20 protein-coding genes are annotated in these 23,068 nt (G+C 68.2%); 7 read left to right on the top strand and 13 right to left on the bottom strand.

Annotated elements, in window-relative coordinates; all coding sequences use genetic code 11:
* From DMX10_RS08085 to fadD2, 5 genes are all read right to left on the bottom strand, one after another.
* Entirely contained in the window at positions 1–1,062 is a 1,062-nt protein-coding gene (locus DMX10_RS08085) for an HlyD family secretion protein (protein ID WP_111260616.1), read from the bottom strand.
* 13 nt (positions 1,063–1,075) lie between these two features.
* The gene (locus DMX10_RS08080; protein WP_111260615.1) at positions 1,076–2,608 is read right to left on the bottom strand and encodes an MFS transporter; all 1,533 of its coding nucleotides are present in this window, start codon (positions 2,606–2,608) and stop codon (positions 1,076–1,078) included.
* Positions 2,609–2,785: 177 nt separating this feature from the next.
* On the bottom strand, positions 2,786–3,691 hold the full coding sequence (locus tag DMX10_RS08075) for a LysR family transcriptional regulator (protein ID WP_111260614.1): 906 nt from the start codon (positions 3,689–3,691) through the stop codon (positions 2,786–2,788).
* Between the two features lie 718 nt (positions 3,692–4,409).
* Positions 4,410–6,095: a long-chain-fatty-acid--CoA ligase FadD1 gene (gene fadD1 / locus DMX10_RS08070; protein WP_111260613.1), complete on the bottom strand. Its 1,686-nt coding sequence runs from the start codon at positions 6,093–6,095 to the stop codon at positions 4,410–4,412.
* Between the two features lie 284 nt (positions 6,096–6,379).
* Positions 6,380–8,068 (bottom strand): long-chain-fatty-acid--CoA ligase FadD2, encoded by a 1,689-nt coding sequence (gene fadD2, locus DMX10_RS08065; RefSeq protein ID WP_111260612.1) that lies wholly within the window; start codon positions 8,066–8,068, stop codon positions 6,380–6,382.
* A gap of 274 nt (positions 8,069–8,342) precedes the next feature.
* On the opposite strand from fadD2, the gene DMX10_RS08060 reads away from it, so the two are divergent.
* Both DMX10_RS08060 and DMX10_RS08055 read left to right on the top strand, forming a co-directional pair.
* Entirely contained in the window at positions 8,343–9,299 is a 957-nt protein-coding gene (locus tag DMX10_RS08060; protein ID WP_111260611.1) for an alpha/beta hydrolase, read from the top strand.
* Positions 9,296–9,766 (top strand): MaoC family dehydratase, encoded by a 471-nt coding sequence (locus DMX10_RS08055; RefSeq protein ID WP_021219258.1) that lies wholly within the window; start codon positions 9,296–9,298, stop codon positions 9,764–9,766. Before DMX10_RS08060 ends, DMX10_RS08055 begins: the two co-directional genes overlap by 4 nt.
* A 61-nt stretch (positions 9,767–9,827) precedes the next feature.
* Here DMX10_RS08055 and DMX10_RS08050 read toward each other — a convergent pair whose 3' ends face one another.
* Genes DMX10_RS08050 through DMX10_RS08040 form a run of 3 tightly spaced genes read right to left on the bottom strand, consistent with a single transcriptional unit; the run spans position 9,828 to position 12,893 of the window.
* A complete protein-coding gene (locus DMX10_RS08050) occupies positions 9,828–10,700 on the bottom strand; it encodes an HlyD family secretion protein (protein WP_111260610.1) in 873 nt (290 codons plus the stop codon).
* An 11-nt stretch (positions 10,701–10,711) separates the two neighbouring features.
* The gene (locus DMX10_RS08045; protein ID WP_111260609.1) at positions 10,712–10,918 is read right to left on the bottom strand and encodes a DUF1656 domain-containing protein; all 207 of its coding nucleotides are present in this window, start codon (positions 10,916–10,918) and stop codon (positions 10,712–10,714) included.
* Positions 10,905–12,893, bottom strand: a complete 1,989-nt coding sequence (locus tag DMX10_RS08040) for an FUSC family protein (protein ID WP_111260608.1) — start codon at positions 12,891–12,893, stop codon at positions 10,905–10,907. Before DMX10_RS08040 ends, DMX10_RS08045 begins: the two co-directional genes overlap by 14 nt.
* A 176-nt stretch (positions 12,894–13,069) precedes the next feature.
* On the opposite strand from DMX10_RS08040, the gene DMX10_RS08035 reads away from it, so the two are divergent.
* Genes DMX10_RS08035 through DMX10_RS08020 form a run of 4 tightly spaced genes read left to right on the top strand, consistent with a single transcriptional unit; the run spans position 13,070 to position 16,686 of the window.
* The gene (locus DMX10_RS08035) at positions 13,070–13,705 is read left to right on the top strand and encodes a TetR/AcrR family transcriptional regulator (RefSeq protein WP_111260607.1); all 636 of its coding nucleotides are present in this window, start codon (positions 13,070–13,072) and stop codon (positions 13,703–13,705) included.
* Entirely contained in the window at positions 13,702–14,664 is a 963-nt protein-coding gene (locus tag DMX10_RS08030; RefSeq protein ID WP_111260606.1) for an HlyD family secretion protein, read from the top strand. Before DMX10_RS08035 ends, DMX10_RS08030 begins: the two co-directional genes overlap by 4 nt.
* Positions 14,657–15,604, top strand: a complete 948-nt coding sequence (locus tag DMX10_RS08025; RefSeq protein WP_178082929.1) for an ABC transporter ATP-binding protein — start codon at positions 14,657–14,659, stop codon at positions 15,602–15,604. Before DMX10_RS08030 ends, DMX10_RS08025 begins: the two co-directional genes overlap by 8 nt.
* On the top strand, positions 15,601–16,686 hold the full coding sequence (locus DMX10_RS08020) for an ABC transporter permease (protein ID WP_111260605.1): 1,086 nt from the start codon (positions 15,601–15,603) through the stop codon (positions 16,684–16,686). Before DMX10_RS08025 ends, DMX10_RS08020 begins: the two co-directional genes overlap by 4 nt.
* A gap of 238 nt (positions 16,687–16,924) precedes the next feature.
* On the opposite strand, the gene ccoM is transcribed toward DMX10_RS08020, so the two are convergent.
* From ccoM to DMX10_RS08005, 4 genes are all read right to left on the bottom strand, one after another.
* Positions 16,925–17,041: a cytochrome c oxidase subunit CcoM gene (ccoM, locus tag DMX10_RS33430; protein WP_276574430.1), complete on the bottom strand. Its 117-nt coding sequence runs from the start codon at positions 17,039–17,041 to the stop codon at positions 16,925–16,927.
* Positions 17,042–17,200: 159 nt separating this feature from the next.
* Positions 17,201–17,356, bottom strand: a complete 156-nt coding sequence (locus tag DMX10_RS08015; RefSeq protein ID WP_111260604.1) for a hypothetical protein — start codon at positions 17,354–17,356, stop codon at positions 17,201–17,203.
* A complete protein-coding gene (locus DMX10_RS08010; protein ID WP_111260603.1) occupies positions 17,353–17,949 on the bottom strand; it encodes an alpha-ketoglutarate-dependent dioxygenase AlkB in 597 nt (198 codons plus the stop codon). Before DMX10_RS08010 ends, DMX10_RS08015 begins: the two co-directional genes overlap by 4 nt.
* A gap of 41 nt (positions 17,950–17,990) precedes the next feature.
* The gene (locus DMX10_RS08005; protein WP_111260602.1) at positions 17,991–18,287 is read right to left on the bottom strand and encodes an aspartate-semialdehyde dehydrogenase; all 297 of its coding nucleotides are present in this window, start codon (positions 18,285–18,287) and stop codon (positions 17,991–17,993) included.
* A gap of 156 nt (positions 18,288–18,443) precedes the next feature.
* Between DMX10_RS08005 and rapA the strand changes: the two genes are divergently transcribed.
* A complete protein-coding gene (rapA, locus tag DMX10_RS08000; protein ID WP_111260601.1) occupies positions 18,444–21,293 on the top strand; it encodes an RNA polymerase-associated protein RapA in 2,850 nt (949 codons plus the stop codon).
* 232 nt (positions 21,294–21,525) lie between these two features.
* Here rapA and DMX10_RS07995 read toward each other — a convergent pair whose 3' ends face one another.
* Positions 21,526–22,866 carry an MFS transporter gene (locus DMX10_RS07995; RefSeq protein ID WP_111260662.1) on the bottom strand — a complete coding sequence of 447 codons (1,341 nt, stop codon included), beginning with the start codon at positions 22,864–22,866 and terminating at the stop codon, positions 21,526–21,528.
* Positions 22,867–23,068 lie beyond the last annotated feature (202 nt).

Below are 23,068 nucleotides of genomic sequence, written 5' to 3'. Positions count from 1 at the left end.
TCAGTTCACCCCCGCCAGGGCTTCGGGCTCGCCACGGGTGTCCACGTCGGCTTCCACCGACATGCCCACCCGCAAGCGCGCGGCCAGGGGCTGGCCCTCGTCGAGGCGGACCTTCACCGGGATGCGCTGCACCACCTTGGTGAAGTTGCCGGTGGCGTTGTCCGGGGCGATGGCGGCGAAGGTCACGCCGGTGGCGGGGGCGATGCTCTCGATGCGACCACGCAGCACCTCGCCGGGGAAGCTGTCCACGGTCACCTGCACCACTTGGCCGGGGCGCATGTGGGTGAGCTGGGTTTCCTGGAAGTTGGCGACCACATAGGCACGCGCCAGGGGCACCACCGCCAGCAGCGCCTGGCCGGGGCTGACAAAGGCGCCAACCCGCACCGCGCGGCGGCCGACCATGCCGTCCATGGGCGCGCGCAGCTCGGTGTGGGAAAGGTCCAGCTCGGCGCGTTCGAGGCCGGCGCGGGCCTGTTCCAGGGCGGCCTGGGCGGCGTCGCGCTGGGCGGCGAGCACGTCGGTCTGCTTGCGCGTGGCCGAGAGTGCGGCGGCGTGTTCGGCCTGGCGTGCACGGCTGGTGTCGAAGCGGCTGCGCGCCTGCTGGGCACTCTGCAGGGTGCCGGCGCCCTGCCCGGCCAGGTGCTGGTAGCGCTCCAGCTCGTGACGGGCGAATTCCATTTCGGCGCGGTCCGCCTCCACCGTGGCCTCGGCCTGGCGGATCAACGCGTCCTGCCGTTCCAGGGTGGCCCGGGCATTGGCCAGGCGGGCCTCGGCGCTGGCTACTTCGGCGCGGGCGCCGGACAGCGCGGCGCGGTAGTCGCGGTCGTCGATGCGCGCCAGCAGCTGGCCGGCCGTCACCGGCTGGTTGTCCTCCACCAGCACCTCGCCGATGAAGCCGGAGACCTTGGGCGCCACCAGGGTGAAGTCGGCCTGGACGAAGGCGTCGTTGGTGCCCTCGCCACGGTTGCCGGCGGTGAAGTGCCAGGCGCTCCAGGCGATGAGGCCGGCGCCGGCCAGCAAGGCGCCGGCGATCAGGGGGGTAAGGTTGCGTGTGTCGGTCATGATGAGTCTTCCATTAGCTCGGGGCACGCGGCGGGTAGATGCGCGTGGGCACGAAGGGGATGGCGATGATCAGCGCGGCCGCCAGGACGGCCAGGCACAGGTAGAGGTCGGCGGAGGCCAGCACCGAGGCCTGCTGGTGGAGACGGCGGGCCAGTTGCGCGCCCTCCTCCAGCAGCGGGCCGTTGCCCAGGCGGTCCACCAGCTGGGTGGAGTGCAGGTGCAGGCGCAGGGTGCCGAGGGCCTCCAGCACGCCGCCGGCCAGCACCGCGGCGAAACCCTTGATGGTGTTGAACCAGGCCGAGGCGAAGGGGCCGTCCGGCGGTGTGATGCTGCCGGTGGAGAGCATCAGCAGCGGCAGCACGGCCATGGGCTGGCCGAAGATCTGCAGCGCCTGCACCAGGTAGAAGTCCTCGCGCACCCAGGCCGATGTCAGCCCGGCACCCAGCCAGCAGGCGACGGCGAGCAGGGCCAGGCCGCAGGCCAGCACCCAGCGGCAGTCCACCCAGCGCAGGTTGCACAGGGCCGCCACCAGGGGCAGCGCCAGCAGTTGCGGCAGGGCCACCACCAGGAACACCGGGGCGCTCTGCAGCGGCCGGTAGCCCTGTACCTGGGCCAGGTAGGCGGAGGGCACGCTGATGACCCCGAGCAGCACGAAGAGCACGCCACCCAGCACGAACAGGGCGAAGCTGAGGTTGCGCAGCTTGAGCAGCTGCAGCTTGAAGAAGGGCAGCGGGTGCTTCCATTCGTTGAGCAGGAACAGCACCAGCAACACCGAGCCCCCGCCCAGCAGCAGGCGGATCAGCGGCGACTCGAACCAGTCCAGGCGGTCGCCCTGCACCAGGCCGACCACCAGCATCGACAGCGCAGGGAAACCCAGCAGCAGGCCCAGCCAATCGAACTGGCGGAAGCGTTCCAGGCGCAGCGGGTCCTGGGGCAGCCCCCAGGCGACGGCGGCCAGGGCCAGCAGGCTCAGGGGGATGATCTGCCAGAAGGCCCAGCGCCAGCCGACGAACTCCACCCAGAAGGCCGCCAGCGGCGTGCCCAGGCCAGGGCCGAAGGTGGCGGTCAGGGCGTAGCCGGCCAGGCCGTAGAGCTTGATGTTGGCGGGCAGGAAGCGCAGCGCCACGGTCATCAGCATCGGCGGCAGCGCCCCGCCGGCCAGGCCCTGCAGGGCGCGCAGGGCCATCAGGCACTGCAGGTTGGGCGCCAGGGGGCTGAGCAGGCCCAGCACCATGAAGGCGCCGATGGCCGCGAGGGTGAAGCGGCGCAGGGAGAAGGTCACCGAGAACCAGGGGGCAAAGGCCATGGCGCAGACCGAGGGCGCGGCGTAGAGCGCCAGCAGCCAGGTGCCTGCGTCACGGCCGATGCCCATGGCGCCACGGATATCGGCCAGGGCGACCTTGGTGACGTTCTCGTTGAAGCCGGCCACCAGCACCGCCAGCAACACGCCCACCAGGCCGACGACGATGCGCAGCCCGAAGGGCGTCGTCACCGGTGCGGCGGCGGGCTTGGCGGCAGCCTGGGGCAGGGACAGGGGCGCGTTCATCGGGGCGGTGCTCCGAGGGCGCGCGAGTGCATGCAAGACATGGGGACTTCCGGGTTTCAGGGGTACGCGGAAAGTCTATGGGCGGCCATGGCATGCCGAAAATTGCAATATTTCTAATTTACGAGTGCGCTAGACGCACGACTTAACAAGCGCCCAGCGCGTCGGGGCAAGCCTCGATCAGCCGGGCAGGCCGTCCTCGCAACAGCGCTTGATCAAGGTGCGCAGCCAGCGGTGCGCCGGGTCGCTGTCGAAGCGCGGGTGCCAGGACTGGCGCACCCCCACCGTCGCCAGCGGCAGGGGGATCTCGAAGGCGCGCAGGGGCAGGCCGAGGCGCCGGCAGGTGGCGACCACGGGGTCGGGCATCGGCAGGATCAGGTCGGACTCCAGCATCGCCAGCACGGCGGAGAAGAAGCTGGGGGCGATCATCACCACCTTGCGCGACAGGCCGAGTTCCGCCAGCGCCTGGTCGATGGGGCCCTTCGCCAGGCCCCGGCGCGACACGCTGATGTGCTCGCAGGCGGCGAAGCGCTCGACGTCGAGGGGGCCCTCCAGCAGCGGGTGGCCCTCGCGCACCAGGCCGCTGAAGCGGCATTCGAATAGGCCCTGGGACTTGATCTCCGGCGGCAGGGTGAGCGAGGCGCCCACCATCAGGTCGATGCGCCCGGCACGCAGGGCGTCGTCGTCGCCGTCGATCTCCGGGACGAAGCGCAGCACCGTACCCGGCGCCTCGCGGTGGGCGCGCTCGAACAGGCGACCGCCGTAGCAGACCATGAAGATGTCGTTGGTGCGGATGTTGAAGGTGCGCTCCAGGTTGGCCAGGTCCACCTGGTCGGCATGGAACAGGCCGCTGGCGCGCTCCACCAGGTCGCGCACCTGCTCGCGCAGCTCCAGTGCCCGGGGCGTGGGCACCAGGCCGCGACCGGCGCGCACCAGGATCGGGTCGCCCACCGCCTCGCGGATGCGCGCCAGGGTGCGGCTCATGGCCGGCGCGCTCAGGTGCATGCGCCGCGCCGCCCCGGCGACGCTGCCTTCGTCGAGCAGCACGTCCAGGGCGACCAGCAGGTTGAGATCGGGCAAGGGCATGGGCCGGCTCCAGGGCGGTCGCGAGAGTCGGCACTCTAGCGGGCGGGAAATGGGGCGTCGAGGCATCACAGGCGGGATCGGGCCCATCGCCCGGCACCAAGCTGCGGAGCGGGCCGGCTGCTTCGCGGCAATGGGTTTGGCTCTGTCTGCGTTAAGTGTTGCTAGAGGATTTGAGCCCAGCTGATTGCCGAGTTTTGTTGGTGCTTCTGGTTTCGCCCACCCGGGCGAGTCCCTTTTAACAATCGCCTTAAAAGGAACCAAAAGGGCTTGCCCCATCATCCGGCCCGACTGCGTCGGGTTCCCTCACTCCATCGTTGCTCTGGGGGCCGGCGCGATGGGCCATCCATGGCCTGGCGCGCCTCTCGCGGCATCCATGCCGCTCGTCCCCCGGCGCAACGACTGCGTTCGGCCTCCTGGAGGGGCGTTGGCGGCTGCTCCAACTTTCTTCGCTCGAACCCTCACATTGACGTGCGCAGTAACCCAGCGCACGTTCGTAGGATGGCGTAGAGCGAAGCGAAACCCATGCGGTGGAGGTGGCACGACCCCTTTGGCGCCCGGAAAGGGCCGTGCTTGAGAGTCTGCATTAAAACCACAACAGCTAACGCCGACAGAGCCATGGGTTTCGCAGAGCTCTACCCATCCTACGGAGGCGCACCTGGATGCGACTGCCAGAAAAGAAAAAGCCCCGCAGATGCGGGGCTCGTTCATGCGGAACGGATCAGCCCTTGAGCTTCTTCAGTTCCTGGTCACGGAGTTCACGGCGCAGGATCTTGCCGACGTTGGTGGTCGGCAGGCTGTCGCGGAACTCGACGGCCTTGGGCATCTTGTAGCCGGTGACGTTGGCGCGCATGTGCTGCATCACCTCGTCCTTGGTCAGGCTGGCGCCCGGCTTGACCACCACGAAGACCTTGATCGCCTCGCCGGACTTCTCGTCCGGGATGCCGATGGCGGCGCATTGCAGCACGCCCGGCAGGGTGGCGAGCACGTCTTCGAGCTCGTTCGGGTACACGTTGAAGCCGGAGACCAGGATCATGTCCTTCTTGCGGTCGACGATGCGCATGTAGCCGTCTTCCTGGATCAGGCCGATGTCGCCGGTCTTCAGCCAGCCGTCCGCCGAGAGGATCTCGTCGGTGGCGTCCTGGCGCTGCCAGTAGCCCTTCATCACCTGCGGGCCCTTGACGCACAGCTCGCCGATGGCGCCGATGGCGAGGTCGTTGCCCTCGTCGTCGACCACCTTGCACTGGGTCGAGGGGACCGGGATGCCGATGGTGCCGATCTGGATGCTCTGGAACGGGTTCACCGATACCACCGGGCTGGTCTCGGTCATGCCGAAGCCTTCGCAGATGGCGCAGCCGGTGACGTCCTTCCAGCGCTCGGCCGCGGCCAGTTGCAGGGCCATGCCGCCGGACAGGGTCAGCTTGAGGGCGGAGAAGTCGAGCTTGCGGAAGTCCTCGTTGTTGCACAGGGCGACGAACAGGGTGTTGAGCCCCACGAAGCCGGTGAACTTCCAGTTGCCCAGTTCCTTGACCATGGTCGGCAGGTCGCGCGGGTTGCTGATCAGCACGTTGTGGTTGCCGGTCAGCATCATGGACATGCAATGGAAGGTGAAGGCGTAGATGTGGTACAGCGGCAGCGGCGTGATCAGCACCTCGCAACCTTCGTTGAGGTTGGCGCCCATCAGTGCCTTGCACTGCAGCATGTTGGCGATCAGGTTGCGGTGGGTCAGCATCGCGCCCTTGGCCACGCCCGTGGTGCCGCCGGTGTACTGCAGCACGGCGATGTCGCCCGCAGCCGGGGAGGCATCCTTGACCGGCTTGCCACGGCCCTTGGCCAGGGCATCGTTGAGCTTCACCGCCTGGGGCAGGTGATAGGCCGGGACCATCTTCTTCACGTACTTGACGACGCTGTTGACCAGCAGGCGCTTGAGCGCCGGCAGCATGTCGCCGACTTCGGTGACCACAACGTGCTTGATGCCGGTGCGCGGCAGGACGTCCTGGGCCAGGTGGGCCATGTTGGCCAGGCAGACCAGGGCCTTGGCGCCGGCGTCGTTGAACTGGTGCTCCATCTCCCGCGCGGTGTACAGCGGGTTGGTGTTGACCACGGTGAGGCCGGCGCGCAGGGCACCGAACACGACGATGGGGTACTGCAGCACGTTCGGCAGCTGCACGGCGATGCGATCGCCGGGTTGCAGGTCGGTGTTCTGTTGCAGGTAGGCCGCGAAGGCGCCGGACAGCTCGTAGAGCTCACCGTAAGTGATGGTCTTGCCCAGGTTGCTGAAAGCGGGCTTGTCGGCAAAGCGTTGGCAGGACTCTTTCAATACCGCCTGGATATTGGGGTACGCGTCGGCATTGATTTCCGCAGGAATGCCTGCTGGATACTTGTCCTTCCAGAAATTTTCGGTCATGGAAGCCCACTCCTAAGCAACAGCTGATCTTCACTGCACGAGGCAGTTGTTTGTTGTGTTCTGTGCGGTCGTTTCGGCCCTTTCCAGGGCAAAAAAACGCGCCGAGAGTAGCAGCTTTGCAAATGGGCGACCAGAGCCAAACAAGGCCCGGCGAGTCATTAAAATGACCGAATGCAATGATTCCGGTCATCTTTAGAGTAACGTCCCTAATCGGCGTGCAGAAGGCGTCGCAGAGGGATCGCCATGCATCCGCCGGCCCTCGCGGGCCGGGGATGGGGGACGGGTCAGGCGATGTCGCGCAGCTCGCGACGGAGGATCTTGCCGACCGGCGTCATCGGCAGGGCGTCCTTGAGGACGATGTGCTTGGGCACCTTGTAGCCGGTGAAGTTGGCCTTGCAGTAGGCCTTCAGCTCGTCGACGCTGAGGCCGCCCTCGCGGGCCACGACGAACAGCTTCACCGCCTCGCCGGACTTGTCGTCGGGCACGCCGATGGCCGCGCAGCTGGCCACCTTCGGGTGGGCCATGACCACGTCCTCGATCTCGTTGGGGTAGACGTTGAAGCCGGAGACGATGATCAGGTCCTTCTTGCGGTCGACGATGCGCACGTAGCCGTCCGGGTCGATCACCGCGATGTCGCCGGTCTTCAGCCAGCCTTCGGCGTCGAGCACCTCGGCGGTGGCCTCCTCGCGCTGCCAGTAGCCTTTCATCACCTGCGGGCCCTTGATGCACAGCTCGCCGCGCTCGCCCAGGGGCAGCTCGGCGCCGTCGTCATCGATCACCTTGAAGGCGGTACCCGGCACCGGGATGCCCACGGTGCCCAGGCGGGCCAGGCTGCCGTAGGGGTTGGTGCTGGCCACGGGCGAGGTTTCGGTGAGGCCGTAGCCCTCGACCACGGAGCAGCCGGTCATGGCCTGCCAGCGCTCGGCGGTGGCCTTGACCAGCGCGGTGCCGCCGGAGTTGGTGACCTTGAGGTTGGAGAAGTCCAGGTCCTTGAACTCGGGGTGGTCCATCAGCGCGACGAACAGGGTGTTGAGGCCCAGCAGCGCGGAGAAGCGCCACTTCTTCAGCTCCTTGACGAAGCCGGGGATGTCGCGGGGGTTGGTGATCAGCACGTTGTGGTTGCCGTTGACCATCATGCACATGCAGTTCGCGGTGAAGGCATAGATGTGATAGAGCGGCAGCGGCGCGATCATGATCTCCTGGCCCTGCTTCATCAGCGGCTGGCCGTCCGGGCCCAGCTGCGAGAGGCAGGCGTCCACCTGCTGCATGTTGGCCACCAGGTTGCCGTGGGTGAGCATCGCGCCCTTGGCCACGCCCGTGGTGCCGCCGGTGTACTGCAGCACGGCGATGTCGTCCAGGCCCACCTTCACCGGCTTCAGCGCGTGGCCCTGGCCCTGCTTCAGCGCGGCCTTGAAGGACACGGCCTGGGGCAGGTGGTAGTCCGGCACCATCTTCTTGACCTTCTTCACCACGGTGTTGGCCAGCCAGCCCTTGAGGGCCGGCAGCATGTCGCCCATGCGTGCTTCGATCAGGTAGTCGATCTCGGTATCCGGCAGCACTTCCTGCACCAGCTTGCCGAACAGGTTGACGTAGACCAGCGCGCGCACGCCGGCGTCCTTGAACTGGTGGCGCATCTCGCGGGCGGTGTACAGCGGGTTGGTGTTGACCACGATGAGGCCGGCGCGCAGGGCGCCGAACACGGCGATCGGGTACTGCAGCACGTTGGGCATCTGCACCGCGATGCGGTCGCCCGGCTTGAGGTCGGTGTGCTTCTGCAAGTAGGCGGCGAAGGCGCCGGAGAGGCGGTCGAGCTCGGCGTAGGTCAGGGTGACGCCGAGGTTGCTGAAGGCCGGTCGGTCGGCGAATTTCTTGCAGGAACGTTCGAAGACCTCGATCACCGAGCGATAGGCGGTCAGGTCGATCTGGTCGGGGACGCCAGCAGGGCGTTTGTCGCTCCAGAAATCAGGTTGCATTGTTCTTATCCTCTTTGCCCTGAATGTGTCTGGCCCGCGAGCGGGACTGCCCGGAAATTAGCAGGTCCGCCCCCGTACGCAAATACTCGCGAACGCGTCATAGACAGTGTGAATCTTGCCGCCATCGCCCGTGCCTGAGCGGCCCGCTGCACCTTGACCGGCCATTGCCCGGGCGGTCCCGCAGGGAACCGATCGGTCAGCCACGTGCCGAGCTTTGCGCCGCCAGGCCGCCCGTGCACAATGCGTCGACACCCCAACGCCACAAGGATTGGCCATGCCCCACGATGCTTTCTGGCTCACCGCCAGCGATGGCGCCTCACTGCACGTCAACCGCTGGAGCGGCGATGCCCCGCCAAGGGCCGTGGTGATGGTCGCCCACGGCATGGCCGAACACGGTGGCCGCTACGCACGCCTGGGCCAGGCCCTGGTGGCGGCGGGCCTGGAGCTCTACGTGCACGACCAGCGCGGCCACGGTCGCACCGCCCAGCACGGCATCCTCGGCCTGTACGCCGAGCACGACGGCTGGAACAAGGTGGTCGGCGACCTGGCCAGCCTCAACCACCACATCCGCCAGCAGCATCCGCAGTCGCCGATCGTCCTCCTCGGCCACAGCATGGGCAGCTACATCGGCCAGGCCTACCTGATGCAGCACAGCTGCAGCCTGCAGGGCGCGATCCTCTCCGGCTCCAACTACCAGCCAGTAGGGCTCTACCGCGCCGCCGCCGTGGTGGCACGGCTGGAACGCTGGCGCCAGGGCCCCAACGGCCGCAGCGCACTGATCGAGTTCCTCTCCTTCGGTTCCTTCAACAAGGCCTTCAAGCCCAACCGCACCGCATTCGACTGGCTCAGCCGCGACCCGGACGAAGTGGACAAGTACGTCAACGACCCGCTGTGCGGCTTCCGCTGCACCAACCAGTTGTGGCTCGACCTGCTCGGCGGGCTTCAGACCATCACCCCGGTGAAGAACCTGGCGCAGATCGACCCCGACCTGCCGTTGCTGGTGGTCGGTGGCGCGCGCGACCCGGTCAGCGACGGTCGCCGCCTGGAGGACCTCGCCCGCGCCCTGGGCGAGGCCGGGGTGAAGGACGTGCAACTGAAGATCTACCCCGACGCCCGCCACGAGCTGCTCAACGAGACCAACCGTGACGAGGTGACCGCCCACCTGCTCGACTGGCTGGAGCATGCCCTTGCCCACAGTCGCTACTGCCAACCGAACAAGGAGACCCCATGACCCAGGTAACCAACTTCACCTACGACGCCCTCGAAGTCGGCCAGAAGGCCAGCTATGCCAAGACCGTCGAAGAACGTGACATCCAGCTGTTCGCCGCCCTCTCCGGCGACCGCAACCCGGTGCACCTGGATGCCGAGTACGCGGCCGGCACGATCTTCAAGGAGCGCATCGCCCACGGCATGTTCAGCGGCGCCCTGATCAGCGCGGCCATCGCCTGCGAACTGCCCGGCCCGGGCACCATCTACCTCGGCCAGCAGCTGAAGTTCACCCGCCCGGTGAAGCTCGGCGATGCCCTGACCGTGGAACTGGAAATCCTCGAGAAGCTGCCGAAGAACCGCGTGCGCATCGCCACCCGCGTGTTCAACCAGAACGCCGAGCAGGTGGTGGACGGCGAGGCCGAGGTCCTGGCGCCCAAGCAGTCCCTGGCCATCGAGCTGCCGGAGCTGCCGCCGATCACCATCGGCTGAACCCTGCAGGCAGGATGAAAGAAGCCCGGCAATCGCCGGGCTTTTTCGTTGCGGGGCCCGGCTATCGCTGCGCCTGCGGCTGCTCCCCGACCGTGACGCTGGCGGTCATCCCCGCGCTGAGCCGGATGTCGTCCGGCACCGGGTCGAGCTTGATGCGCACCGGGATGCGCTGGGCCAGGCGCACCCAGTTGAAGGTGGGCTCGACGTTGGCCAGCAATTGGCCGTCGGGGCTGGCGTTGCGGTCGGTGATGCCGCGGCTGATGCTTTCCACCGAGCCGGTCAGGGGGCGACCGGCGCTCATCAGCCAGATCTTCACCGGCGCACCGACGTGGATGCCCGGCAGCTTGGTCTCCTCGAAATAGGCCTGCACATAGAAGGAGGCGTCATCCACCAGCGCCATCACCGGCTGCCCGGCATTGGCGTAGTTGCCCTGGGCCAGGCGCAGGTTGGTGATCTGTCCGCTGCGCGGCGCGCGCACTTCGCTGCGGGCCAGGTTGAGCTCGGCGACCTTCACGTCGGCCTGAGCCTGGCGATATTCGCCCCGGGCGATGTCGGCGGTGATCTGCGCGTTCTCCTTCAGCTCGGCGCTGATCGCCTGCGGCCCCAGGTGGGCGCGGCGAGAGGCCTCGTGCTCGCGCAGGCGCAGCTGCTGCTGGCGCGTCTCGGCCACCGCGCGGGCCTTCTCCAGGGCCGCCAGGTAGCGCTCGCGGTCGACGCTGAGCAGCAGGTCGCCGGCCTTCACCTGCTGGTTGTCATGGACCTTGAGGTCGACGACCCAGCCGGAGACGTCCGGCGAGATCACCACCACGTCGGCCCGGATGCGCGCATCGCGCGTCCAGGGCGAGAGCATGTAGTGCTGCCAGAGGCTCCAGCCACCGACGATGGCGGCGGCGACCAGGGCCAGGGTGATGACGATACGCAGGGTGGAACGCATGGGTTTCTCCTTCACCAGTGCCCGAACCAGGCGACCAGCAACGACAGGACACAGACATACAGGGCACAGTCGAACAGCGCTTCGTGCCAGATCCAGCGCGCCATGCCGACGCGCTGCAGGGCCAGGCGCAGCAGGCCCGTCGCCAGCAGCGCCGCCAGCGCATACATCAGAAAGGGGCTGAGCAGCACGCCGCCCAGGGACCATTCACGCAAGCCCATGGCTCGCCTCCTGTTGTTCACACCATTGGCGCCAGCTCTGCCGCAGCTGCAGCAGGGCCGCCTGGGCCAGGCGCCGGTCGATGCTGGTGCCGGCCTCGCGCAGGGCGCGGATCAGTTGTTCCGAGGGTTCGTCCATCGCACCCGCCAGCGACGCCGCCGGCCCGCGCTCCAGCAGCGGCTCGATGCTGCGCAGGAAACGCGCCTCGCAGGCCTCGACCGAGCGCTCGCCGGCGGCCAGGCAGCGGCGCAGGTGCAGCAGTTCGTCGCCGATGTCGAGGCTGGTGATGCCGTCGTCCCAGCGGTTGCGCGACTGGCTGGGCAGCGCCGGGTAGTGCCGCGCCAGCTGCAGCAGGCGGTCGGCCATGCGCCCGCCGAACCAGTTCTCGGCGCCCGCCAGCGCGCGGTGGGTGAGGCGGCCCAGGTCATGGAAGGTGGCCTTGAGCAGGCGCCGCCCGTGCCAGCCGGGGTTGGTCAGCACGATGACGCGGAACACCAGCACCGCGAAGCCGACGCCCAGGAGGATGGCCATGGCCTCGTTGAGGAACAGCGCCACGTCGTAATGCATGGTGTTCTGCGGTGCGCAAAGCACGATGAAGTGCAGGCAGAAGGAGGTCGAGGTCGCCCCCAGTGCCGGCTTGGCCATGCCCAGGGTGCCGAAGAACAGCGGTACGCCGAGGGCCATGCAGAGCAGCGGGAAGCCGCTCATCTGCGGCAGCACCACCTGGCCGATGAAGAAGGCCACCGGCAGCGCGTAGAGGATGCCGCGCAGGAACATCAGGCCGATCTGCTCGGCGTTCTCGCGGCTGGCGAACAGGCTGCAGACCACGCAGGTGAGGGTCAGCGCGCCCACCGAAGAGGTCCAGGCGGTGGCCAGCCAGAATGACGCCAGGCCGACGAAGGCGACGCTGCTGCGCAGGCCGTAGAGCAAGGCGGTGGGCAGGTCGCGGTGCCAGGACAGCGGCGCGCCGGCATCGTCCGGCGCCTCGCCGCGCTCCACCGCGCGCAGGGCTTGGGCGGCGGCGCGCATCTGCCGCAGCATCACCGCCAGGCGGCCCAGGCAATACTGCTGCACGGGCACCAGGTCATCGGCTTCGGCGGCGTCCAGCAGGCGCTGGCCGAGGGCTTCGCAGGCGGCGTCATCGGGCTCGGCCAGGCATTGCAGCACCTCGTCCATCCAGGGCGCCAGGCGCTCGGCCTCCCCCGCCGACAGTTGCCGCCACTGCCGCGCCACGCCCCGGGCCAGGCGCAGCAGGCTGAGCAAATCGCGGCTGAGCACCCGCAGGGCGGCGGCGCGCTGGCGGCCACGGTTGCCTTCGAACCAGGCGTGCTCGCGCTGGGCGTCCACGGCGACGATGCGCCCCAGCACGCCGAGCAGGCCCTGGCGTTCATGGGGCTCGCCGCGCAACGCCGAACGCGCGGCGGCGATGCCGGCGTTCCAGGCATCGCCGGCCTGGCGCGCCAGCTGGCGCTCCACCCGTTGCGGCCAGACCAGCGCGCTGACGGCGGTGGCGCAGATGATGCCGAGGCAGATCTCGGTGCAGCGCGCCACGGCCTGGTCGAATACGGTCAGCGGATGGGCGATGGCCGGCAGGCCGATGATCGCCACCGTGTAGCCCGCCAGCACGAAGGAGTAGGACCAGGCGCTGCGCAGCATGGTCGAGGCTGCGGTACACAGGCCCAGCCAGGTAGCCAGCGCGAGGATGAACAGCCAGGGCGTCTGCGCGAACAGGGCCATCGCCACCACGGCCATGACGGTGCCGACCAGGGTCCCGAGCAGCCGTGCCAGGCCCTTCTGCACCACCATCCCGGACAGCGGCTGGGCGACGATGAAGGCCGTCATCAGCGCCCATTGCGGCTGCTCCAGGCCGAAGCGCAGCGCGCACCAGAGCGCCAGGCCGCCGCCCAGGAGGGTCTTGATGGCGAACTGGAGAGCCGGGATGTCGGGGGCGAGGAACGCCCGCAGGGAATCGCGCACGCACAGGACCTTGAGGGGAATTGCCAGAAGGATAGGCCGCTTCGGCCGGTGATGAGTTCAACGGAAACAATTATTAGCAAGCTATCTAAATGCCGTCCAGCGGATTATCGAAGCGCCGTTTGAAAATTAATTAAATGCGTATTTAAATAATTCCGTCACCCTCCAGGACCTGCCGCATGACCACACCCCGCGCACCCGGCCGCCCGGCCGGCGAAGCCCAGCAACGTGAACGCCTGCTCGACACCGCCTGCGAAGCCTTCGCCCAGCAGGGCATCAAGGCCAGCAGCCTGCGCGGCATCGCCCAGAGCACCGGGGTGACGCCGGCGATGGTCAACTACTACTTCGGCAACAAGCAGCGCCTGGTGGATGCGGTGGTGGAGGAGCGCTTCCTGCCATTGGTCCGCAACCTGGCCGCGCGCCTGCAGGAGGCCGGCGACGAGCCCCTGGAGCTGGTACGTCTGTTCGTGCGCGGCATCAGCGAAACGGTGGCCGAACAGCCCTGGATACCGCCGCTGTGGGTGCGCGAAATCCTCTGCGAGGGCGGCGTGCTGCGCGAGCTGCTGCCCCAGCGCATCGCCCCGCTGATTCCGATGCTGCTGGCCCAGCGTTTCGCTGCGGCCCAGGCCCGTGGCGCCCTCAACCCGGATCTCGACCCGCGCCTGCTGGTGGTCTCGCTGATCGGCCTGACCATGCTGCCCCACGCCGCTGCGCCGCTCTGGCGCGGCATCTTCGCCAACCCGGAGATCGGCAACGACGCCCTCGTCAACCACACCCTGGCCCTGCTCGAACGCGGCCTGGAGGTATCGCCATGACCGCCCGCACCTTCATTCCAGGCCTCCTCTGCCTGGCCCTGCTGGGCGGTTGCGACCGCCGCGACAGCGAGCCCCTGCTGGGCACCCTGGAGTGGGACCGCATCGGCGTGCCCGCCGAAGCCTCGGAAACCATCCTCGACTGGAAGGTGGCCGAAGGCGACTCGGTGCAGGCCGGGCAGCTGCTCGTGGAGCTGGACCCGCGCCGCCTCGACGCGCGCCTCGACCAGGCGCGCGGCCAGGTGGCCCAGGCCGAGGCGCGCCTGGAAGAACTGAGCAACGGCGCGCGCCAGGAAAGCATCGACGCCGCCCGTGCCATCCTGGTGCGCAACCGCGCCGATGCCACCGAGGCCGGGCGCAACTACCAGCGCGTCGCCGCCCTCTACGCGCGGGGCCAGGTGGCCATCGCCGAGCGCGATCGCGCCCGGGCCAGCCGTGACCAGGCCGACGCCGCGGTGAAGAACGCCGATGCCCAGCTGCGCGAACTCACCAATGGCACCCGCCCGGAACAACTGGCCCAGGCCGCCGCCGAGCTGCAGGCCGCCCGCGCCGCGCTGGCCCGGCTGCAGGTGGATCGCGAGCACCTGAGCGTACGCGCGCCCCGCGCCGGCCGGGTCGACGCCCTGCCCTTCCGCCCCGGCGACCAGCCGCCGGCCAACGCCGAGGTGGTCAGCCTGCTGGTGGGCGAGGCGCCCTATGCGCGGCTGTTCATCCCTGCCCCGGTGCGTTCGCGCATCGCCATCGGCGACCGCCTGCAGGTAGGCGTCGAAGGGGTCGAGGGTCTGTTCACCGGGCGGGTGCGCAGCATCGCCAGCGAGGCCAGCTTCACCCCCTACTACGCCCTGACCGGCAGCGACGCCAGCCGCCTGGTGTACCGCGCCGAACTGGTGCTGGAGGGCGAGGCCGCCGCGCGCCTGCCCGCCGGCCTGCCGCTGCATGCGGAGCGCCCGGGCGATGAATGACGGCGAAGCGGTGATCCGCGCGCGCGGCCTGACCAAGCGTTTCGGCCAGCTGGCGGCGGTGGACGGGCTGAACCTCGAGGTGAACCGCGCCGAGGTGTTCGGCTTCCTCGGCCCCAATGGCTGCGGCAAGTCCACCACCATCCGCATGCTCTGCGGCCTGCTGCTGCCCAGCGAGGGGGAGATCGAGGTGCTCGGCTGCCAGATACCCCGCGACGCTGAGGCGCTGAAGCGACGCATCGGCTACATGACGCAGAAGTTCTCCCTCTACGAGGACCTGACCATCGGCGAGAACCTGGAATTCCTCGCCGCCGTGCAGGGGCTCTCGCGCCCAGAGAGCCGCCGCCGCATCGAGGAGTTGCTCGAGCGCTACTGGCTGGCGGACCGCCGCAAGCAACTCGCCGGCACCCTCAGCGGTGGACAGAAGCAGCGCCTGGCCCTGGCCGGGGCGGTCCTGCACAAGCCGGACCTGCTGCTGCTGGACGAGCCCACCAGCGCGGTGGACCCGCAGTCGCGCCGGGAATTCTGGGATTCGCTGTTCGAGCTGGCCGAGGCCGGCACCACGCTGCTGGTCTCCACCCACTACATGGACGAGGCCGAGCGCTGCACGCGCCTGGGCATCCTCGACGCCGGCCGGCTGGTGGCCGACGGCAGCCCGGCCGAGCTGATGGGCGCCCTGCCCGGCCACCCGCTGCTGATCGAGTGCGCCCAGCCGCGCCAGGCGCAACGGGCGCTGCAGGGGGCCGACGAGGTGATCGCCATGGCCCAGATCGGCGCCTCGCTGCGGGTGCTCAGCGCCGAGGCCAACGCCCGCGAGCGCATCGCCCGGCGCCTGGCCGAGCACCAGGTCGAGGCCGAGGTGAAGGAGACCGAGCCGAACCTGGAGGATGTGTTCGTCACCGTCACCCACCAGCCGTTGCAGAAGGCGGAGGCCGCGCGATGAACCTGCACCGCCTGGGCGCCATCGTCCTCAAGGAACTGCGCCAGTTGCGCCGCGACCGCCTGACCTTCGCCATGATCGTCGGCATCCCCATCATGCAGCTGGTGCTGTTCGGCTACGCCATCAACATGGATGTGCGCGGCCTCGACGCTGCGGTACTGGACCAGGCGGACACGGCGCGCTCCCGCGAGGCGGTGGCGGAGATCGGCTCCAGCCAGGTGGTGAACTTCCGCTACCACCTGGGCAGCCCCCAGGAGATCGACCGACTGCTGCGCGCCGGGCGCATCAGCGCGGCGCTGGTGGTGCCCCGCGATTTCGAGGCGCGCGTCCAGCGCCAGGACCCGGAGCGCCCGCCGCTGCAACTGGTGGTGGACGGCTCCGACCAGGTGGTGCAGGCCTCGGCCCGCCAGCTGGCGGGCTTTCCGCTGGAGGGCTGGCGCAGCAACCAGGCGATGGCGGTGGTGAACTTCTACAACCCCGAGCGCCTGGCACCGCTGAACACGGTGCCGGGGCTGATCGGGGTGATCCTGACCATGACCATGGTGCTGTTCACCGCCATCGCCCTGGTGCGCGAACGCGAGCGCGGCAACATGGAGATGCTGATCACCACGCCCGTCTCGCCCTGGGAGCTGACCATCGGCAAGGTGCTGCCCTTCGTCGGCATCGGCCTGGTGCAGGTGACGGTGATCCTCATCGTCGGCCTGCTGCTGTTCGAGGTGCCGGTGCGCGGCTCGCTGCTGGAGCTCTACGCGGCGGCGCTGCTGTTCATCTTCGCCAGCCTGACCCTGGGCGTGTTCATCTCCACCCTGGCGCAGAGCCAGTTCCAGGCGATGCAGATGGCCTTCTTCACCTTCCTGCCGCAGATCCTGCTGTCGGGGTTCATGTTCCCCTTCGCCGGCATGCCGCGCATCGCCCAGTGGATCGCCGAGGTGCTGCCGCTCACCCACTTCCTGCGCCTGGCGCGCGGCATCATGCTGCGCAGCGCCACGCTGGCGGAGCTGTGGCTGGAGATGGTCGCGCTGCTGGTGTTCACGGCGGTGATGCTCGGCGTCGCGGTATCGCGGGTGCACAAGCGGCTGGATTGAGAGGCGGGCCTGGGCCCTGTGGGGCGGGGTTCCCGGGCTGCAGCCGGGGCTAAGGGCAAGCGCGCGGTTTCACACGCAGCCGTAGGTCGGGTGCAACCCGACATCGCAGAGCAGGAGCGCGCGGGGGTTCACCCGCCCCACGTGAAGGTTTGAGCCATCACGGAACAAAAATCGTGGACGAAAAAAAGGGCGACCGAAGTCGCCCGAGGTGCCTTGCGTGCCTGTGAACCTGGTGGACTCAAGCCTTGTCGCGCTTGTGCGAGTCCTTCCAGATGAAATATCCGACGCCTGCGAAGAAGGCGACCATCAGACCTACGGTCCCGATACCGGCGAGAACCACTACATCGATGAACATTTGGCTGCCTCCTGCGTTGGCGTTGTGTGTTTCGATGGGTCAAAGGTAGACCCGCGCCGGGCAGGGGAAATTGATCTGGATCAATGGGCGCAGAGCCCCGCCGGCGAGGCCGTCGGGGAACTGATCCAGGTCAATTTAAATGGGGTGCAGCGGAGGGATTCAGCGCTTTTTCGGCTTGCGGGGCTTTTTCGACTTGCCCAGGGGCATGGCCTGCTCGAAGGCGTTGCGCACGTCGTTCAGGCGTTTCTCGTGCAGGTCATGGATGCGTTTTTCACGCTCGGCGCCGAAGTCGACCAGTTTCTCGTCATTGCTCATGAACGGATCCAGCGGAAGGTGAGATTCAGGCGAGGAGCGCAGGGCGTGCGCGTCTTCGCCACCTGGTGTTGCCAATGATGCTGTGTCGGACCGCTCATGACCAGCAGCGCCCCGTGCCCGAGCTGCAACGAGTGACCGATGCGCCCGCTCCCCTTGCGACGCAGATCGAAACGCCGGGTTCCGCCGAGGTTCAACGAAGCGATCAGCGGATCGCGACCGAGCTCTGCCTCGTCGTCGCTGTGCCAGCCCATGGAATCCTGGCCGTCGCGGTAATAGTTGAGCAGCGCGCCGTTGAGTGGCTGGCCGACCGCCGCCTGCACGCGGGCACGGATCTCGGCCAGCAGCGGCGTCCAGGGCAGCGGGCGGTGCACCAGGCCCGAGTAGCGGTAGCTGGCCTCGGCATCGCCGTACCAGGCCAGCAGCCTGGGCACCGGGTAGTCGCGGCCGTGCAGATGGACGCTGGGTTGTTCCCAGGGGGTTTCGGCGACCAGGCGGGCGAACCAGTCGTCGGCTTCTTCGACAGCGAGCCAATGGGGTTCGAAACGCAGCTGGGCGTCGGGCAGGTCGAGTGGGATGTCGTCGAACAGGTCCACGGGGTCAACCGGTAAGGGGCTGGGTGGGAATCATGCGCGCCTCAGACCTCGACATCCACCCACAGCCCCTGGCGCGGGAGCTGCTCGATCACCTCTTCGTCGGCCTGTTTCACATCGCCCTCGGCCAGCTCCTCGGCCGTGTAGCCCCGGCGCTGGCGGCGGCGCTGCTCCTCGCGGAGCAGTTCCTCGGCCTCCTGCGGGTGGCGCCGGTCCAGGCCGATGGCGCTTTCCTCGGAGCCTTCCTTCGCCGGCGTGACAGGCGGGATGTCAGGACGCGGCTTGATCACGTCCTGCTGGGATGTCACGGGAACCAGGCTATGGGGTATCGGCGGCAACATGGTTTCGGCCCTCCTCTGATCAGACTGTCGGCAGGGCGTATCACTACTTTAACGCCGCTCGCTACACTGCAACAGACATATGGAGCGCAAGTCCCGTCGCTCTTGGCACCGCGTTCCGTTAAACTTGCCGGCTTTTTTGCATGGTGGGAGAGACGCATGGCGCAGCAGTACCAACCGGGGCAACGCTGGATCAGTGACAGCGAAGCGGAACTGGGGCTCGGGACCATCCTGGCATCGGATGGACGCCTGCTCACAGTGCTCTACCCGGCCACGGGCGAAACCCGCCAGTACGCCCTGCGCAATGCGCCCCTGACCCGCGTCCGCTTCGCCCCGGGTGACGAGATCACCCATTTCGACGGCTGGAAGCTCACCGTCCAGGAAGTCGACGACATCGACGGCCTGCTGATCTACCACGGCCTCACTGCGCAGCACGAAGAACGCACCCTGCCGGAGACCCAGCTCTCCAACTTCATCCAGTTCCGCCTGGCCAGCGATCGCCTGTTCGCCGGCCAGATCGACCCGATGAACTGGTTCGGCCTGCGCTATCACACCCTGGAGCACCAGAGCCGCCTGCTGCAGTCCCCGCTCTGGGGCCTCGGCGGCGCCCGCGCGCAACCCATCGCCCACCAGTTGCACATCGCCCGTGAGGTGGCCGACCGCATCGCCCCGCGCGTCCTGCTGGCCGACGAAGTGGGCCTGGGCAAGACCATCGAAGCGGGCCTGGTGATCCACCGCCAGCTGCTGTCCGGCCGCGCCAACCGCGTGCTGATCCTGGTACCGGAGAACCTCCAGCACCAGTGGCTGGTGGAAATGCGCCGCCGCTTCAACCTGCAGGTCGCGCTGTTCGACGGCGAGCGCTTCCTCGAGAGCGACGCCAGCAACCCCTTCGAGGACGCGCAGCTGGCGCTGGTATCCCTGGAGTGGCTGAAGGACAGCGAGAAGGCCCAGGATGCCGCCTTCGCCGCCGGCTGGGACCTGCTGGTGGTCGACGAAGCCCACCACCTGGTCTGGCACCCGGAGCAGGCCAGCGACGAATACTGCCTGGTCGAGCAACTGGCCGAGGTCATCCCCGGCGTGCTGCTGCTCACCGCCACCCCGGAGCAGCTTGGCCAGGACAGCCACTTCGCCCGCCTGCGCCTGCTCGATCCGGCGCGCTTCCATGACCTGGAAGCCTTCCGTGCCGAAAGCGCCAACTACAAGCCCATCGCCGAAGCCGTGCAGGAGCTGCTGGACCAGGGCCGCCTGTCACCCGACGCCCACGCCACCATCTCCGGCTTCCTCGGCGCCGAAGGCGAAGCCCTGCTGGCCGCCGTCGCCGATGGCGACAGCGAGGCCGCCGCACGCCTGGTGCGCGAGCTGCTGGACCGCCACGGCACCGGCCGCCTGCTGTTCCGCAACACCCGCGCTGCGGTGCAGGGCTTCCCCGAGCGCAACCTGCACCCCTACCCGCTGCCGAACCCCGTGGAATACATGGAGCTGCCGGTGGGCGAACACCCCGACCTGTACCCGGAAGTCAGCTTCCAGGCGCAGCAGGAAAACGGTGACGAGGCCGAGCGCTGGTGGCGCTTCGACCCGCGCGTCGAATGGCTGATCGACACCCTGAAGATGCTCAAGAAGTTCAAGGTGCTGGTCATCTGTGCCCACGCCGAGACCGCGCTGGACCTGGAAGACGCCCTGCGCGTGCGTTCCGGCATCCCCGCCACCGTGTTCCACGAAGGCATGAGCATCCTCGAGCGCGACCGCGCCGCCGCCTACTTCGCCGACGAGGAATTCGGCGCCCAGGTGCTGATCTGCTCCGAGATCGGCAGCGAAGGCCGCAACTTCCAGTTCGCCCATCACCTGGTGCTGTTCGACCTGCCGGCCCACCCGGACCTGCTGGAACAGCGCATCGGCCGCCTCGACCGCATCGGCCAGAAGCACACCATCCAGCTGCACGTGCCCTACCTGGAAACCAGCCCGCAGGAGCGCCTGTTCCAGTGGTACAACCAGGCACTCAACGCCTTCCTCGCCACCTGCCCCACCGGCAACGCCCTGCAGCACCAGTTCGGCCCGCGCCTGCTGCCGCTGCTGGACGGCGGCGACGACGGCGAATGGCAGGCCCTGGTGGACGAGGCCGAAGCCGAGCGCAAGCGCCTGGAAGGCGAGCTGCACGCCGGCCGCGACCGCCTGCTGGAGCTCAACTCCGGCGGTGCCGGCGAAGGCCAGGCGCTGGTGGAGGCGATCCACGAGCAGGACGACCAGTTCGCCCTGCCCATCTATATGGAGGCCCTGTTCGACGCCTTCGGCATCGACAGCGAGGACCACTCCGAGAACGCCCTGGTGCTCAAGCCGGGCGAGAAGATGCTCGACGCCGGCTTCCCCCTGGGCGACGACGAAGGCGTGACCATCACCTATGACCGCAACCAGGCGCTGTCCCGCGAGGACATGCAGTTCCTCACCTGGGAACACCCCATGGTGCAGGGCGGCATGGACCTGGTGCTGTCCGGCTCCATGGGCAACACCTCGGTGGCGCTGATCAAGAACAAGGCGCTCAAACCCGGCACCGTGCTGCTCGAGCTGCTCTACGTCAGCGAAGTGGTGGCCCCCCGCTCCCTGCAACTGGGCCGCTACCTGCCGCCGGCGGCGCTGCGCTGCCTGCTCGACGCCAACGGCAACGACCTGGCCAGCAAGGTGGCGTTCGACACCCTCAACGACCAGCTGGAAAGCGTGCCGCGCGGCAGCGCCAACAAGTTCGTCCAGGCCCAGCGCGATGTGCTCTCGGCACAGATCCACGCCGCCGAAGCGAAAATCCGCCCGCGTCACGAAGCCCGCGTGGCCGATGCCGTGAAGCGCCTGAGCGCCGAGCTGGACGAGGAACTGGCGCGCATGACCGCCCTCAAGGCCGTCAACCCCAGCGTTCGCGACAGCGAGATCGACGCCCTGCGCAAGCAGCGCGACGACGGCCTGGCGCTGATGGAAAAAGCCGCCCTGCGCCTGGAGGCAATCCGCGTGCTGGTAGCGGGTTGACCGAGGTTCGCGGGAAATGAAAAAGCGCGCTTCGGCGCGCTTTTTCTTTGCCCTACATAACCGCTTCGGCGCCTGTAGGCTGGTCATCTCGTAGGATGGGTAGAGCGAAGCGAAACCCATCGAGCGGAGTTACAGGAAGGGCCCTGCGCCAGGGTTCATCGCGAATGAATTCGCTCCCACGCCGGCTAGACGGCATTCAGGGAACGCCGCCCTTATCCACAAGACATAGGCCTCAGGCCGGCACCGCATTGACGCTGCCCGTCTCCAGCCCCGCGCGCATGCTGCGGGCATCGCGGCCGAAGCAGCGGGCGGCCAGGAGCAGCGCCAGCATGGTCAGGCCCAGGGCCACGGGAATCAGGTACATGGCGTCGTGCAGGCCGATGGCCTTGAACTGCTCGGTCATCTCGCTGGCGCCGGCGGCGTACATCGCGGCGTGGGCGAAGTGGTCGGACAGGAGCCCCACCACCACCGGGCCGAGGCCACCGCCGAGCAGGTAGAGGCCGGCGAAGAACAGCGCCATTGCCGTGGCCCGCAGGCGCGGCTCGATCACGTCCTGGATGGCGGTGTAGACGCAGGTATAGAAGGTGTAGGCGAACAGCCAGCCGATGCTGAACACACCGACGAAGAGACCGATCTCGATGCGCCCGGAGAACAACGCGAAACCGGTGGCGAGGGTGGCGACCAGCATGCTGCCGGTGGCCAGCAGCAGGCGGCCACGCTCGGACTTCTCGTGGGCCTTGTCGGCCAGCCAGCCACCGACGGTCAGGCCGATCAGCCCGGTGACCCCGCAGATCACCCCGGTGGCCACGGCCGCGCTCTGCAGCGGCAGCAGGAAGTAGCGCTGCAGCATCGGCACCATGAAGGAGTTGCAGGCATAGGTGGCGAAGTTGAAGGTGAGGCCGGCCAGGGTCAGCCACCAGAAGGTGCGGATCGCCAGGACCCGCCGCAGCGGCTTGTCCACGGGCGAGAGGTCGACCTTGACCGATTCCGCGGCCCCCCGGGCCGGTTCCTTGATGAAGAACATGAACAGCGCCAGGATCAGCCCCGGGATCGCGGCGATGACGAAGGGCGCACGCCAGCTGCCGAAGGCCTGGACCATGGCGCCGATGGTGAAGAAGGCCAGCACCAGGCCCAGCGGCAGGCCGAGCATGAAGATGCCCATGGCGCGGGCGCGCTTGTTGGCCGGGAACAGGTCACCGATCAGCGAGTTGGCGGCCGGCGCGTAGCTGGCCTCACCGATGCCTACGCCCATGCGGATCAGCAGGAAGCTCCAGAAATTCCACGCCAGGGCGTTGACCGCCGTGAGGCCACTCCACACCGCCAGGCCCCAGCCCATGATCTTCTTGCGCGAACCGGTGTCGGCCATGCGCCCGAGCGGCAGGCCGGCGATGGCGTAGACGAGGGTGAAGGCGGTACCGATCAGGCCGAGCTGGAAGTCGCTCAGGCTCCACTCGTGGCGCACCGGCTCGATGATGATGGCCGGGATGGTGCGGTCGAAGAAGTTGAACAGGTTGGCAAGGAACAGCAGGAACAGAACGCGCCAGGCGTTCGCCGCCTGGGGGGAAGGCTGCAAAGGCTGCATGGGGTCGGTCTCGATTGTTGTTATCTGCCTGGCAAACCGCCTGCCAGGCTTGTAAGCCGCAATCTAGACCTTGCGGCCGTGTCCTGTCTGCGAACATTCGCAAGCGTTATGTAGGACAATCCAACACTGCCGCCGAATGATGGAAGCCGGACGGGAACCACCCCCCTCCATGGGCGTGACGCCCGTCCGACCG

Source organism: Pseudomonas sp. 57B-090624, from assembly GCF_003234055.1.
GTDB classification, from domain to species: Bacteria; Pseudomonadota; Gammaproteobacteria; order Pseudomonadales; family Pseudomonadaceae; genus Metapseudomonas; species Metapseudomonas tohonis.
The sequence above is the reverse complement of the archived record's forward strand: the minus strand, read 5'-3'. Positions and strand labels throughout refer to the sequence as shown.